Here is a 15346-nt window from a genome sequence, read left to right as displayed (position 1 = left end):
GTGACTCTTTTGGCTTGGGGAAATGCGGCGGGCAGCTCTGGTCTGGTTACTTTGCTCTGACAACGTAACGATCATGCTGAAGGCAGGCGATTTGCGTCGATCTGTCTGTGCGTCTGGCATAAATCCTGTTAAGGGACCCGGCAAAAAGGGAGATCATCTGAATGCTTGCAGAGCATATCTCGGCTTATACCAAGGGCTGGATCGTCAAGCGAGATACTGACGTCTCGCCGCGTCGTATTGCCGATGACGATGTTGATTTCCTGTGCCGTGTCGTGGCAGCCCAGGCCGGGATTCCGGCCGATGATGCCCTCAGGACCATGCGTGAAACGCTTGAGGGCTGGCTCATGCAGCGTGCGCGTGGTGAGCGGCCATCCGGCTTCAACATGGGCGATTTCGAGACTTTTCTTGCGTTTCTTCCTGCAGAAAACGCGTTCTCCGAGACGGAGACTGTCGATGCGTTGCCAGCGTCAGAGTCTGTTGGTCTCGGCGATGGCGACGTAAGAGCGACTTCATCCTCCGCATCCGTTGCGCTTCATGAGGTGAATGACAGTGCGCATGGTGTCGGCCGGGAAGAAACTGGGCTGGCGGTGGGGACGACCGAACTCCGCGAAACACGGACTCCGACGCGTCGCTTACCGAGAGAGATGCCAGCACATGACTTGTTCGGGTCCCTCGAATTTTCGAGATTTCATGTTGAATACGGGGTTTGATCGCGTCTGCTCCCCGGATGGTTTCGCCATAATCTGAGCACCAGCCCCAGTCCCAGCAATGCGCAGGCCATGCCCATGAGAAAGATGGCCTCGTAGCCAAAGCAATCCGAGATCACTCCCGCAGCGGGGCCGCTCACGGCATATGAAAGGTCCTGGAAGGCAGCGAACCCTCCCAGAGCCGTCGCCCGCATGGTACCGGAGACTCTCTTGACCACCTCGACGCCCATTGACGGGTAGATAAGTGAGCAACCTGCACCCGTCAGCGCTGCGCCGACGAGTGCCAGGTAGGGAGTAGTTGCCAGGGCGATACACCCCTGTCCCAGTGCCTCGACAGCAAGGGAGATCATGGCCACGGTCAGACCACCCATACGGTCCGGCATATGTCCACAGAAGAGGCGCCCGGCCACAAAGGCGAGACCGAAGCATGTCAGGCCGAGACTTCCGAAATGCCAGTGCTGATGAATGAAGTAAACAGACAGGAACGCACCCAGTACCGCAAACCCGACGCCCTGTAGGGCAACGACAGTTCCATAAGGTCGTATGACGCCCAAGATAGGCCAAAACGAATCACGCTCACCGGCGAGTATGGGAGTGGTAGGAACATTCTGAACGATCGCAAGGCCGATGCATGGCAGGATAATTGAGGTCAGCATCAGCGAGGTGAAGCCTGCAAGGTGATACAATTCCAGTCCCATCGGACCGCCAAAGGCGAAAGCCCCATACATCGCAGCGCCGGTCCAGGTCAGGACCTTGCCCGCACCTTTGGCGCCCGTCAGCCCGATCCCCCAGCCGTGCATGCCGACAAGCGTATAGCTCTCACCGACCCCGAGAAGCAGTCTGCCAAGGATCAGCAACGCGAAGCCAAGCGAGTGCGGCAGGAAATCCAGACCCGAAACAAGGCAGATCGCGCTGGCGCCAACATACAGGCCAAGCCCGAGGCGCATGGATGCGCGCCCGCCGCACCGATCGGCAAAACTCCCTGCGATCGTGCGTGTCAGGATGGTCGAGACGAAGGCGCATCCCACCGCAATGCCTGCCAGCGCATTGCCATAGCCTGGCCAAGAGGTGACAAAGGGGGGGATAACGGCCAAGGGCATGGCGACGGCCATGTAGGACAAGAGAAGGGCAATCGTCAGGAACGGCAGGAAGCGGGTATTGGTCCCATCGCTCCGCAGGCCTCGCATCGTGTTGGCCCGATCTGTCTCGCCCTGGCTGCGCATGGTGTGCCCCCCTGGATGCTGCATGGTCTATTTCCCACAGGCAGGAGAAGGCGGTATCACCTCGACCGCGCCACATCAGCCTTACGGCGTTACCTTTGAAAGGGGGTAACGCTACCGCTTGCGCACGCTTTGCTCAAATAACGCTGTGGTGACATTCCACCAGCCCTGGTGAGACTGATACGCCATGAGCCTTTGGCTCAGTCCATTGTACGGGTTGTCACCAGGTCGGGCGGTCTGATCACATGGCCAAGGTTGTCACCGACGACCATCAGATATGCAGACGGGCCTCGCAGCGACGGGCGATGGCGCGCAGCTTGATGTCCTGTCCATTACATGCCGTGAGCATGATTCCAGCTGGCAGGCCCTTCCAGTTGATTGGCAAGCTGAACGAACAGCCGTCGAGCAGATTGGCCAGTGAGGGATTGCGCAGCACAAGACGGTTGTACCGGGCATAGGTTTCTGGTTCTGCACAGGATTCCAGGCTCGGTGGAAGTATCGGGCTGGTGGGGCAGATCAGCGCATCAAACCCAGCCATCTCGGCATTGAACCGTGCGATGAGCTTCTGTCTCTCGATGTAAAGCTGACGTAGGGTCTGCACGCTGACATGCTCGCCCATCATCATCCGTTCGCTCACACGGGGGTCAAACTGCCCCCGGTGATGAATCAGATCGTCATGGAAGTAATGGTACGCCTCGGCAGCGACGATCTGAGCTTGAATATTCAGATCTGTGATATCCTGCAGAAGCAGGAGGGGCCGGCGGACAATTTCGATCGCATCGTTTTCCAGATGACGCAGTACAGTCTCGAAAACAGCTAGAATCTGCGCATCGGCATCGTTGCGAACGAAGGAAGTCGGTAAGAGCAGACGCACGCCGCCGTCAGCCGCGCCTGGTGCGTGCCATTCCGAAGTCGCCCCGCCAGACATGAGATGATCGAGCAAGGCACAGTCGGCTACATCCTGCGCAATGCTGCCAACGCTATCGAAGCTGGGAGAGAGAGGGATCATCCCGGTGCGGCTGATGCGCCCGGCGGTCGGTTTGAAGCCGGTCAAGGCATTCATGGCCGCCGGGATGCGGCACGATCCACCCGTGTCGGACCCGATCGCGGCGAAGGCCCCGCCTGTGGCCACTGAAACGGCGCCGCCGGAACTGGAGCCACCCGGTATGGCTCTGGTGTCATCAACCAGGGTATTCCAGGGTTGGGGACCGTGTGGATTGATACCCAGGCCGGAATAGGCGAATTCGGTCATCTGGGTTCGACCGATAAAAATCAATCCGGCTGCACGCAACGGGGCGATGGCCTCTGCATCGGCGGGCGCTGGTGGTCGGTCTGCAAGAATGATCGACCCGGCTCGGGTAACCTGCCCCTTGACGTCGAAGAGATCCTTGATCGAAATTGGCAGGCCTGCCCAGGGGGAAGCTTGATAGCCTTTGGCTCGGACCCTGTCTGCTGCATCGGCATATTGTCGCGCCCGCTCCGGGGAAAAGTCACCGGTATAGGCGGCGCGAGCATTTTCACATCCGGCGATCTTTTCCAGGCAGCGTTCCACAAGCACCCGACTGGTAACCTCGCCTCTCTCCAGACCTTGCGCTGCCTTGATCAACGTATCGGTATGCGGGGCGAAACTTGGTCTCATGACGGATTTGCTCATGGGCTGTGCCTTCTTGCTTATTAGATCTATTCTGCAAATTGCTCCGCAATGATCCGTTCGGAAAGACCGTGGTCAGGGTCGAAAAGGATCGTTGCGGTGATCGAGCGATCCTCACAGACCACAGCCTCGGCCACATCGCGCACCTCCAGAAAGTCGGCGACTGCGGCACAGGGGCGCTTATCCTGTTCAAGAAGTGTGAAGCGTACGACTGCCGATGACGGAAGCAGAGCGCCACGCCAGCGCCGCGGTCGGAACGCCGATATGGGGGTGAGGGGAAGGAGATTGGCCGTAAGGGGAACGATTGGCCCGTGCGCCGACAGGTTATAGGCAGTCGATCCTGCCGGCGTGGCCACAATGACGCCATCGCAGATCAGCTCTGGCAGACGGACACGCTGATCGACCTCGATCCTGATCTTGACGGCCTGTCTTGTCTGACGAAAAAGAAACACGTCGTTGAAGGCAATGCCTTCATGCAATGTCCCGTCGCGTCCCGTCGCTTTCATGCGCAGCGGATGCAACTCCGAGGATTGCGCCCGGGTGAGGCGACTGACCAGGTCCTCATCCGAAATCGTGTTGAGCAGAAAGCCGACCGAGCCGCAGTTGAGGCCATAGGCCGGGATTCCGCGCTCCGCAACCTGATGCAGGACTTCGAGCAGGAAACCATCACCACCGAGGCAAACCACGACTTCGGCATCGTCGAGAGGGGAATCGCCATACGCCTCGGTAAGCCTCTGACGGGTTCGCTGTGCGATGTCGGTCGGCGAGGCCAGAAAAGCGATACGCTTGGGGGGGTGTCTGAACCACCGTTGCGGCGGGGGCGCAAGGGTCATGCGGGCCCCGCGTACCGTTGACGGAAAGTCGGTTCAGGAAGTCTGGCGATACGCAACGATCCATCCATTCCAGTGGGACAACGCAAAGGGCGCATGCGACACTAACGAGCCTGATACGACACCGCAACAGGGCGTTACGCTTGGCATCCCGTGCCCCTACGAGCGTTTCTCTTGGCGGTTCGGGTCGTGCCCCGCTATGCGGTATTATAGTATCGCAACACCCATTCGTTGACAGCAGCATAGGACCGGCCATGAGCCACGCAGAAAATCAGGCAAGTTTCGTTCCCTGTCGCATCGCCGTCCTGACAATCTCGGATAGTCGTGATCTGAGGTCAGATCGATCAGGGGCTATCCTCGCCGAGCGCATAGAGGCGGCGGGTCATGATCTTGCCGTACGTGACATCGTACCAGATGAGCAGGACCTGATCGTATCCTGTCTGCGCGCCTGGATTGCGCGCGACGATGTGGATGTCGTGATCACCACGGGGGGGACTGGCGTTACGGGGAGGGATGTCACGCCCGAGGCTTTTGCCCAGGTGATCGAGAAGGATATACCGGGTTTTGGTGAGCTTTTCCGTATGCTTTCCTATGCAAAGATTGGCACGTCGACCATCCAGTCGCGCGCTATGGCTGGCCTGGCGCAAGGTACGTTTCTCTTTGCATTGCCGGGCTCAGCCGGGGCTGTTCGGGACGGGTGGGATGATATTCTCGTTCACCAGCTCGATAGTCGGCACAAGCCATGCAACTTCGTCGAACTGATGCCGCGCCTGCGTGAACGGTAGACGCTCGGTAAACAGGATTTCAGGAGAGGCGCAAGCGCTTCTTCCTTGAGGCAGTACGCAAACCAAACTGTGCTCTCAGCACTGTGCGATACTGCGCCTGCCTTGCTCTCAGCGATGCGCTCGGGCCAATTCTCTGCACGATGAGATCCTGCATGGTTTCGATTTCCGCCAGATGCTCGGCCAGATCGAGCGCCCCTGTTACTGAAAGGTCATGGCGGCGATGGATGTTGAGCGGTCTGGCAAGATAGGCAACCTGCGCTCCGGGATGCAGAAGCAGCTCCATGTAGAGGCGCCAGTCCCCAGCAAGACGGAAGCGGTCGAGATCGGTTCTGCAACGTGTCATGGCTGCGAGAAATGCCGAGCGTCTGAATAGAACCGCGCTGACATTGAGAATGAGATTACAGCTTGAGAGACAGTTACTGACAAAGCTTTTTCCGTCCATCAGCATGTCACGACTCAGGATCTGGCCTGCATGCTGCTGGTAATAGCCCTTGTAATCGGCCGATGTCGTTACGCCGTCACGATCGATAGGCCGACTATCACAGAACGCCATACTCAGTTGCGGTGTCTGCGCGACGATGGCAGCAAGCTCGGACAGGAATTCCGGCTCGGACAGGTCGTCAGCCTCAGCGATCCAGAGCCATTCGCTTTCGGCCATCTCCGCGGCGGCCTGCCATTGCGCAAAAACCGAACCGCTTTGCCGTGTCTGCCGTACCAGTCTGATCTCGCGGTCAAAGGCGCGTGCAGTCTTCTCGGCCAGTTCAGCACTGCCGTCCGATGAGGCATCGTCGATGACGATAATCTCTGTGACGGGGCAGTTCTGGGCGAAGATCGTTGCAAGGCGCGCTGCAAGGTACTGGGCGTAATTGTAGGAGAGGACGACCACCGAAATCGATGGCAGTTCCGGCATGGCGAGCCCCACCAGTTGTCTCGCATAACGGGCGAAAGAAAAGCGTTCGCTGAGATCATTCCCGCGTTGCTGACGCATCGCTGTTGTCGCCTTCTTCGAGGCTGGCGTCGATAGAATCCAGTTTACCGTTGCAGGCAGATCTCCCGCGGCGATCACGGCGTGTGCGTGGTCGCCCTCCCGCGCAAGATCATCAAGCAAATTTGGAATCATGCCATTACGGGCGAATGCCATGCAGGCCAGGCCGGAGGCGAGAGCTTCGAGTACGACGGAAGGGTAGGGATCCTCACGTGATGTGAGAGTAAAAAGATCCGCGGCCGACAGAAATGGGCCGACATTCTCTACCCGGCCAGGCAGATGAAAGCTGTGAGTGGCCTGGGCAGCTTCGAGGTCTGCGGCAAGGGCGCGGGATAATGTCTCGTCTATGGCACCTACCCAGATGAAATGGATGGGCCGCGTCCTGTCTGGCCTCCCTGCAGATATGTCGTGCGTGTAGGGAGAATTGGCCGACGAGGTCGATTTCGACCTGAAAACGGGGCTTTGCATCATCTGCCACAGTTGCAGGAACAGATCGAACCCCTTGCGTATATCACCGAATCCGACACCGATCACGACGAGAGCGTCCGCGCCTATGCCATAGGCAAGCCGAACGCGGCGTCTGTCGGACTCCGAGAAGGCTACCGGATGGTAAAGACCTTGCGGCAGGATGACGGCGTCGGGGCAAAGTCGGGTTAGCTGGGCGCCCGGCACGACGACTGACCTGGCCAGAAGCCGTGCCGTCGTGAGGGGCGCATCAAGGTTATGATGCCGGATCATGCCGGGGAGTTCATGCACGAGCAGGATGAAGTCAATTCCGGCGCCAGCGAGGTCGGGTGCAAGCCAGGCCGAGGCCGCACTGTTGACGATGGCTGCTGTGAACCCTTCATCATGAAGCGATTGCAGGCGCTCGCGACCAGACTGGGTGTTGGGCTTGAGTATCTCTACGGTGCCGACCTGCCTATAACGATCCAGAAGATCGCCTCCACCAAGCAGGACGAACGTGATCTCGATCCCGTGATTCCGGCGCAGGGTCTCTCCGATTGCAAGCAGCAGCATCTGCGCACCGGCAGGGAACGCATCATGGCCGACAAGCAGGACGCGGTGAGACGAAAAGCAGCTGTGAAAGCCCGTCACCGCACGCGCCGTGGCATTAAGATAGGCAGCGCCAAAGTGAATGTCGGGTTCGAGATACGCGCCTTCTGCCCATTCGTTCCAGGCATTCACGCATACGATGGCCTCGCCAAAAAACGGATTGTTGCTCGCCTGGCGAATGGTCTCGCTCAACCAGCCTTCGTAAAGGCGCGGGCTCGATCCATGCAGGACAAGGCCGGCGCCCTGCCTTCTTGGGTCATTGTCCCATGATGGGCTGACTGTCCGGATGCGCGGGAAATCAGGCTGGGGATCGGTCAGCGCTTTCGTGACGAGTTCCGCGTAGTCATAGACGCGCGCTGTCATGTCTTCGTCGAGGATCTGCAGCCTGTTCTCTATTGGCGTGCAGTTGAGTGTCAGCTTGTGAGGGGGAAACTCAATGGCCCCGTCCAGGCCGAACAGCCCAGGATCATGATCATCAAAAGCCTGTGCCATGATGATGATCGGTTCAAGGTCATGTTTCTCCGAAAACAGCCTGCGCCACCTGGCGATACGCTTTGACGCCTCGGGTATGGTGCCTGGCCGGTAAAGCATGAACAGGGGGCGATTACCGATCCTGATATAACGGGGATCGTCCATGTGGCGTGCCAGGTCGGCAATCAGGGCCTCATCATCTTCTTCAGGGTACTCCTGAGCTATCAGTATGTCCTTTTCGCCGCCGTCCCATCGTCGGCTCCAGCTCTCATTGGCCCACATCAGACAGAACGCTATGTCGATCTCTGTGCAACGAAGAAGCGTCTCCATCGGCGTATCAAGCAGCCTCTTGCCGCTGAATCGGTAATGGTAGAAAACGAAGCCCTCGATGCCACTCTGTCGCGCCATCCTGGCCTGGTCACGTAGAGACGTCTCGTTGTCGAGGCGGTAATGCCCAAGATCACGCGGAATACGAGGCTGATAGTGATCGGCAAAACGGGGGAGTGCCCGTGATAGATTCGTCCACTCTGTAAAGCCCTTGCCCCACCAGTCATCGTTTTCGGCTGTCGGATGAAACTGCGGAAGGTAATAGGCAAGCAACCGCGCGCGGCGTATCGCCGCATCTGGCAAAGGGTGATGCGTCTCGAATAACGGGCCCGGTCGAGTGCGACGTCTGACTTCGCGTGCAATTGTCGTCTCGTGTTCCGGCAGGCATGGAAAGACCCCGCTTTCATGGCGGTGTGCCAGCCAGTGCATGAACGGGTTCGTATCAGGCTGATGGCGCAGATAACGCGTACGGTAAAATGCCGGATCGAAGCTCTCGAACGGGCGCCTTACCTCGCGATAACCCTGCACCATATAATGTTCAACCGGATCCATGCCCGAGGCCGCGACATCCGGATAGGTGCGTAGATAGAAGGCGGTATCGAATTCCGGCATGGGTCGGACATGGGACGACTGACGGTTCGCCAGATAATGTGCCAAGGCATTGGTATTGGCCGGCACAAGATTGGAGTGACGGTACCAGACAGGGTCAAACCAGGCGACCGGGCGTCTGCCTTCATACTCGCCTTTCGTCAGGTAATGGATCAGGGGGTCATCGGTAACATCCCTGTTTGTCGCCAGATACCAGGCAGGATCAAAAAAGGCGTTCGGCTTGCGCCCTTCACGCCAGCCTTTGGAGTGATAGTGAAGCAGTGCACCGCTGCCGAGGTCACGCAGATCCGGATTGCGGGATAGGTAAAATGCCGTATCGAAAAGCCCGGAATGGCCGATCATCTTCAGTGTCGTTGGCATTTTCAATTCTCCGGCGATTCGTTAAAAAAACATTAAACTGTTTCCTCGGCTCGTGCCAGAATTTCCCTGATTAGGGGAGGTGGCGACGTGATGTGCGCAAAGATCGGCTTGCCTTTGGCGGATGCGGAATTGCGGCCTGACGCTTCAGATGTCATATCTCCTTCTACATTTCATGTCGGGGCGTGCGAGGCCTGCGGTTCTGGCGTGGAGCATCCGTTACGACCAGCCGTCGGAGGTAACGTTGTGATCCGCTGCGATCTGACGAAACCGGGACGAAAAATGAGGCCATGCAGTATCATCCCGATCCGGCCATACGCCCGACAGACGACCATGAACTGGCCAAGACCACCACGCATATGGAGGAGGCGGTGCCAGCCAGCGCGCGCCCAGTGGCCGATCATGCGATCAAGGTGAACCAGGAGGATAACCGGTCCAGCAGCGCTTTCAGGGTGCGCCTTGATCATGGGCTGACGCTCGAGTGTGGCGTGCATATAGCGCCGCTCGAAATTGCCTATTGCGCCTATGGTACGCTTTCGCCGCAACGGGATAATGTCATTCTCGTCTGTCACGCCCTGACAGGTGACCAGTATGTGGCCGAGACTCATCCTGTGACGGGAAAGCCCGGTTGGTGGCATCGAGCCGTTGGTGCTGGCTGCGCCATCGATACGGATCGTTTCTATGTTCTGTGCATCAATGTGCTGGGTGGCTGTATGGGATCGTCCGGCCCGCGGAGTCTGCGCGATGACGGTGAGCCCTGGGGCACCGATTTCCCGCCGATCACCATACGGGATATGGTGTTTGCCCAGGCAAAGCTGCTGGACCATCTGGGTATAGATCGTCTGTTTGCGGCCATTGGCGGCTCTATGGGTGGTATGCAGGTGCTCCAGTGGGTAGCGAGTTTTCCCGAGAGGGTAGGCGCGGCCATGCCCATTGCCACGGCCCCATTCCACTCGGCGCAGAATATTGCCTTCAACGAGGTGAGTCGGCAGGCAATCTGTGGCGATCCGGATTGGTACGGGGGCCGCTACTGGGCACATGGCACGATCCCTGCCAAAGGCCTGGCAGTCGCGCGCATGATGGCGCACATCACCTATCTTTCCGAAGAGGCGTTGACTCAAAAGTTTGGTCGGCGGACACGGCGCGATGCCGTACCTTCACAGGAGCCTGCGGCATCGGGAAATTCGCTCTTCGGCGAAATTTTCGAGGTTGAGAGTTATCTGCGTCATCAGGGATCAAGCTTTGTGCGACGCTTCGATGCCAACTCCTACCTGACGATCACGCGTGCTCTCGATTATTTCGATCTGAGTGCGGATTACGATGGCGACCTGTCGGCACCGTTCCGCAATTGCACGACACGCTTTTGTATCATCTCTTTCACGTCGGACTGGCTCTTCCCGACTTCGCAGTCGCGGCTTTTGGCACGCGCGCTGAACCGGGCAGGGGTAAATGTGTCCTTTGTCGAGATCGAGAGCGACAGAGGGCATGATGCGTTTCTGCTGGAGGAGCCCGATCTGGATCGCACCATGCGCGGATTCATCAATGGTGCAGCCGAGCAGGCAGGGCTGATCGCACAGGCCGGGGAGGGCGATCATGCGTCTTGATCAGCAACTTATCGCCGGGATGATCAAGCCTGGTACGCGCGTTCTCGATGTCGGGAGCGGCGATGGCGCCCTGATTGATCACCTGTTCCGCACTCGCCAGTGCGATGCGCGTGGCATTGAGATCGATATGCGCGAGGTGACGCGTTCGGTTGCGCATGGCCTGCCTGTCATGCACGGGGATGCCGATCAGGATCTGATCCACTACTCCGATGACGCCTTCGATTATGTTGTGCTCCAGCGCACGCTTCAGGCAGTCGAAAAGCCGCGTGAGGTTCTGCGCCAGATGCTGCGCATCGGGCGTCACGCCATCGTCTCCTTCCCCAATTTCGGCCACTGGCGCTTGCGCCTGCAGATTCTGCTGAGCGGGCGTATGCCCATGAACAAGGTGTGGCATACGCCGTGGTACGAGACGCCCAATATTCACCCATGCACCATTCAGGATTTTCTCGAACTCTGTGAGAGTGAGGGATATGTGATTGATCGTTGGCTGGCGATCGATGAGGCTGGGGAACGCGCGCCGTGGCGTCGATCAATCCGGCTGGCTAATCTCTTTGGTGAGCAGGCGCTCTTTCTCCTGAGAAAACGTTGAGCGGCCATAGCACCCGGCAACACATATTACGACTTTTTTCGAAATAGGACTTTACGGGATATCGAACCCTGTGTTTGCCTCGGGCGTTCCCTGAGTTTCACAACCCTGCCGGGGTTCTCGGGATAGCGGAGTTAATCATGACAGATATTCTGACAGCCATTGCCGAACGCCGTGCCACGAAGCGCTTCGAACCGGACGTGACGATCCCCGAGCATGAGCTGCGTGCCATTCTCGACGCCGGGCGGCATGCTCCGACAGCGTTCAATATCCAGCACTGGCGCTTTGTCGTCGTATCGGATCCTGCGCTACGCAAGGAAATTCGTGCAGTCTCATGGAACCAGCCTCAGGTCGAGGAAGCCAGTGCGCTCATCATTCTATGCGCTGATTTCAAGGCGTGGGAGAAGAACCCTGCGCGCTATTGGGCTGATGCGCCTGAAAAGATGCAGACGACCTACGAGGGCATGATTCAGAAATTCTATAGCGGCAACGAGCAAGTGCAACGTGACGAAGGCATTCGTTCGTGTGGCATGGCCGCCTATGCCCTGATGTTGGCCGCGGCTGCGCATGGCTATCAGACGTGCCCGATGGATGGATTCGACTTCCAGGCTGTGGGCGAGCTGATCAATCTTCCCGAGGACCATGAGGTCGTCATGTTCGTCGCTATCGGCAAGAAGGCTGGTGATTATCCCCCGCATGGCGGGCATCTGCCACTTGAGGAAACGATCATCCATAACCGGTTTGCCTGACAAATCCGGTCGGGAAGAGCAAACCGTTGTTCAGGTCAAGTCGATCACGGTTTGGTAAGCACAACGGCTTGCATCATTCCAAGCCGGTGCCTATATGGGCTCTTCCCGGTCCAGTTTGATCCTGGTGGCCCGTCTGTCATGTTCATGGCAGACGCTGTGCAGCCTGCGTCGTCGTCTCTGGATCTCTTTCCTATCCTGACGACGTCCGGGCCAAGAGACGTCATCCTTTGAGCCTGCAGCTCCGGCCAGCGCTCGTGCCCAAGGAGGCGTTTTGCACTCATGACCAGTTTTGCCGATCTCCAGCTTGCCATGCCCATCCAGCGTGCCCTGAGCGAAGAAGGTTACACCAACCCGACGCCCATCCAGGCGGGCTCCATACCGCATCTGCTCCAGGGGCGTGATCTGCTGGGTCTCGCGCAGACAGGCACTGGCAAGACGGCAGCCTTTGCCCTTCCTGCGCTTCATCGTCTGGCGACGCATCATCGTCCGCTCACGCCCAAGGGCGCCCGTGTTCTGGTTCTTGCGCCGACGCGTGAACTTGCTGCCCAGATCGACGACAGCTTCAAGGCCTATGCGCGCCACATGAAGCTCCGTCATGCTGTCATTTTCGGCGGTGTTGGCCAGGGACGCCAGGTCGAAGCCATGCGTCGCGGCGTGGATGTACTGACTGCGGCGCCGGGTCGGCTGCTCGATCTGATCGGTCAGGGCCACATCGATCTGCATGATCTCGAGGTGCTCGTGCTCGATGAGGCAGACCGTATGCTCGACATGGGTTTCGTGCGCGATATTCGCCGCATTGTTGCCCTGCTGCCCAAGGAGCGTCAGACGGTCCTGTTCTCGGCCACCATGCCCAAGGCAATTGAAGAGCTGGCCCATTCTCTTTTGCGTGACCCGGCCAAGGTTGAGGTCACCCCGCCATCCTCGACGGTTGACCGCATCCGCCAGGCAGTAATGTTTGTGAAGGCCGAGGACAAGCGCGCTGCCACATTGTTGCTGGTCAAGAATGACAAGGTTCAGCGCGCGGTTGTTTTCACGCTTATGAAACACGAAGCGAACAAGGTGGCTGACTTCCTGAACGCCGAGGGTATCCGCGCTGAGGCTATTCATGGCAACAAATCGCAGGGGGCGCGTGAACGTGCAATGGCTGGTTTCCGTGATGGTTCGGTCAAGGTGCTCGTTGCCACCGATATTGCAGCGCGCGGGATCGATGTGGATGATGTGAGCCACGTCTTTAATTACGATCTGCCTAACGTTGCTGAAAGCTACGTCCATCGCATTGGCCGTACCGCTCGTGCAGGACGCGACGGCTGGGCGGTTTCCCTGTGTGACGCGGAGCAGCGTGCATGGCTTCGTGACATCGAGAAGCTGATTGGCAAGTCTATTCCGGTGGTAAGCGACCATCCATATCATTCTGAAGAGGCGCAGAACTCCACCATGCGTCCCCCTGTACTGGGTGGTGGTGGTGGTCGCGGCAGAAACCAGCCGCGTGGTGGCGGCCAGCGTCCGGGCGGCACTGGCCGTCCGGGTGGCGGTCAGCGTTCCAGTGGTGCTCGACCCGGTGGTGCACCCCGTAATGGCGGCAACGGCAAGCCCTCTGGTAATCGGCCACCCCGCGCCCGCTGAACTGCGAGAGCACAGCAGCCTGGCCGGTGGTACAGGCGCTGGCGCTGGCAAGGCTGTCTTGTCATTCTGACGAACAAGGCACCTCGTTCCAGAGCGCCCATACCTGACGCAAAAGGGTATTCTCCGGTCGCTACTGCCTGGATTTTCGAGGTGCTACACTGACGCAGGCAGGGAGTGCAGCCTCCCGCCATGTGGCGCCTTGCTCAGCTTTTTTCTCATGAATGACTGAATACTGATTTGCGGCAGAGAGCCGCTCTGTCCGGTATTCCCTGATTGGGCATTTACACTCGGCCTGCCTCGCTTCAAGACGTATCCTGGTGTTTTTCGACACGATCTTACCGATCTGGCGGCGCTGAACCTAAATCCTGGGTAAAGACACACCAGACTATCGGTATGATTTTTTGCATTATTTTCACATATTCGTGTATCCCCGGAACGGGAAAGCTTCATAAGTCGCGGATATACTTGGATATCGACTAAACAGGGCTATTTTTATCCCTGATTACCGCCACGTTATGTTAGAACCATAAGCCGATCACACGGTTTAACATTCGGATGCTGGCAATAAGGCCAGGCAACCCGAGGTTCTCACGTGTTACAAAGCAGAACAATCCTCACCCTCAACTCTGGTTCATCCAGCATCAAGTTTGCCTTGTTCGATGAGGAAAGCACGACAGAACGTCTGCTTTCCGGGTTGGTCGAGTATCAGGCGGGAGGGGCGGTTTTGACCACGCGTACCCCCGATGGTGTAAGCAAGCGCATGGTGCTGGAGGCGGTCGGAGGGAAGGAGACAGCTCATGGGGAGATGATCCGCCACGTCCTGAACTTCGTTGAGGCCCATGAAAGTGGAAGCAAGATCGGTGCTGTTGGCCACCGCGTTGTCCATGGTGGCCGTTATTTCGACGGACCGACTGCGATTAATGCTGAAGTCCTCAGTCAACTTGAGGACCTGATCTCGCTGGCACCGCTTCATCAGCCGCCAAGCATTGCTCCAATGCGTCTGCTGCTTGCGGAAAAACCCGGACTGCTTCAGGTGGCGTGCTTTGACACGTCGTTCCATCATACAATTCCAGCCGTGCGCACGCGTCTGCCGTTGCCGGAGGCACTGCTGGATCATGGCGCGCGTGTCTACGGATTTCACGGGCTTTCCTATGACCATATCGCCAGTGAACTCGAAGCGCGTTTCCCGACCATAGCCTCCAAGCGCGTTCTTGTCGCCCATATTGGTAATGGTGCAAGCCTGTGTGCCCTGATGCATGGTCGCAGTATCGCCACGACCATGGGGCTGACTGTTCTTGATGGCCTCATGATGGGCACGCGTTGCGGGACGATCGATCCCGGTGCGATCCTGTATCTGCTGCAACAAAAGCACCTGACGCCCGCTGAAGTGCAGGATACGCTCTACTACCAGTCAGGTCTGAAGGGGGTTTCCGGACTCTCCAGTGACATGCGGGTGCTGCGCGAGCACGAAGCCGACGAAAACGTTCAGCTTGCGCTCGAGATGTTCGTCGAGCGCTTCGTACAGCAGGCTGGGGGACTCATTGCCCAGATGGGTGGTGTGGATGCCATTGTCTTTACCGGGGGTATTGGACAGCATGACTCGACGTTCAGGCGTGCTGTCTGTCAAAGGCTGAAATGGCTTGATGTGCAGCTTTGCGAAGACGCCAATCTCGCCGGACGCCCCACAATCAGTCAGAGATCGGGCAGGGTGACGGTCCTCGTCATCCCTGCTGATGAAGAGACAACGATCTTCCGCCAAACAAGAAGAATAATGAAAGGAAAACAGTGA

The 15346-nt window shown here is 58.2% G+C and carries 11 protein-coding genes; 7 read left to right on the top strand and 4 right to left on the bottom strand.

Translation table 11 applies throughout. From position 1 onward, the window contains the following. The first annotated feature begins 161 nt into the window (after positions 1 to 161). The gene (locus tag ACWNRM_RS04010) at positions 162 to 710 is read left to right on the top strand and encodes a hypothetical protein (protein WP_485169584.1); all 549 of its coding nucleotides are present in this window, start codon (positions 162 to 164) and stop codon (positions 708 to 710) included. Here the strand turns inward: ACWNRM_RS04010 and ACWNRM_RS04005 are convergent. The 3 genes from ACWNRM_RS04005 to ACWNRM_RS03995 form a co-directional block, all read right to left on the bottom strand. Beyond that, positions 689 to 1954, bottom strand: a complete 1266-nt coding sequence (locus tag ACWNRM_RS04005) for an arabinose transporter (RefSeq protein WP_485172152.1) — start codon at positions 1952 to 1954, stop codon at positions 689 to 691. The genes ACWNRM_RS04010 and ACWNRM_RS04005 overlap by 22 nt on opposite strands. 244 nt (positions 1955 to 2198) lie before the next feature. Then, positions 2199 to 3581, bottom strand: coding sequence for an amidase (locus ACWNRM_RS04000; RefSeq protein ID WP_485169586.1), 1383 nt, complete (start codon positions 3579 to 3581; stop codon positions 2199 to 2201). 26 nt (positions 3582 to 3607) lie between these two features. Then, positions 3608 to 4411 carry an NAD kinase gene (locus ACWNRM_RS03995; RefSeq protein WP_485169587.1) on the bottom strand — a complete coding sequence of 268 codons (804 nt, stop codon included), beginning with the start codon at positions 4409 to 4411 and terminating at the stop codon, positions 3608 to 3610. A gap of 251 nt (positions 4412 to 4662) precedes the next feature. Here ACWNRM_RS03995 and moaB point away from each other — a divergent pair, with 251 nt between their 5' ends. After that, complete coding sequence (moaB, locus tag ACWNRM_RS03990) at positions 4663 to 5193, top strand: molybdenum cofactor biosynthesis protein B (RefSeq protein WP_485169588.1); 531 nt, start codon at positions 4663 to 4665, stop codon at positions 5191 to 5193. Between the two features lie 19 nt (positions 5194 to 5212). Here the strand turns inward: moaB and ACWNRM_RS03985 are convergent, their stop codons facing one another. Beyond that, a complete protein-coding gene (locus ACWNRM_RS03985) occupies positions 5213 to 8998 on the bottom strand; it encodes a glycoside hydrolase family 99-like domain-containing protein (RefSeq protein WP_485169589.1) in 3786 nt (1261 codons plus the stop codon). 287 nt (positions 8999 to 9285) lie between these two features. Here ACWNRM_RS03985 and metX point away from each other — a divergent pair, with 287 nt between their 5' ends. The 5 genes from metX to ACWNRM_RS03960 all read left to right on the top strand — a co-directional run bounded on the left by metX (position 9286) and on the right by ACWNRM_RS03960 (position 15346). After that, the gene (gene metX, locus ACWNRM_RS03980) at positions 9286 to 10599 is read left to right on the top strand and encodes a homoserine O-acetyltransferase MetX (RefSeq protein ID WP_485169590.1); all 1314 of its coding nucleotides are present in this window, start codon (positions 9286 to 9288) and stop codon (positions 10597 to 10599) included. Further along, positions 10589 to 11188, top strand: coding sequence for a methionine biosynthesis protein MetW (gene metW, locus ACWNRM_RS03975; protein ID WP_485169591.1), 600 nt, complete (start codon positions 10589 to 10591; stop codon positions 11186 to 11188). Before metX ends, metW begins: the two co-directional genes overlap by 11 nt. A gap of 137 nt (positions 11189 to 11325) precedes the next feature. Beyond that, positions 11326 to 11934, top strand: a complete 609-nt coding sequence (locus tag ACWNRM_RS03970; RefSeq protein WP_485169592.1) for a nitroreductase family protein — start codon at positions 11326 to 11328, stop codon at positions 11932 to 11934. A gap of 279 nt (positions 11935 to 12213) precedes the next feature. Then, a complete protein-coding gene (locus tag ACWNRM_RS03965) occupies positions 12214 to 13557 on the top strand; it encodes a DEAD/DEAH box helicase (RefSeq protein ID WP_485169593.1) in 1344 nt (447 codons plus the stop codon). A 592-nt stretch (positions 13558 to 14149) separates the two neighbouring features. Continuing rightward, positions 14150 to 15346, top strand: a complete 1197-nt coding sequence (locus tag ACWNRM_RS03960) for an acetate/propionate family kinase (RefSeq protein WP_485169594.1) — start codon at positions 14150 to 14152, stop codon at positions 15344 to 15346.

This window comes from Asaia sp. A2, assembly GCF_057319415.1.
This window is presented reverse-complemented; position numbering and strand designations above follow the sequence as displayed.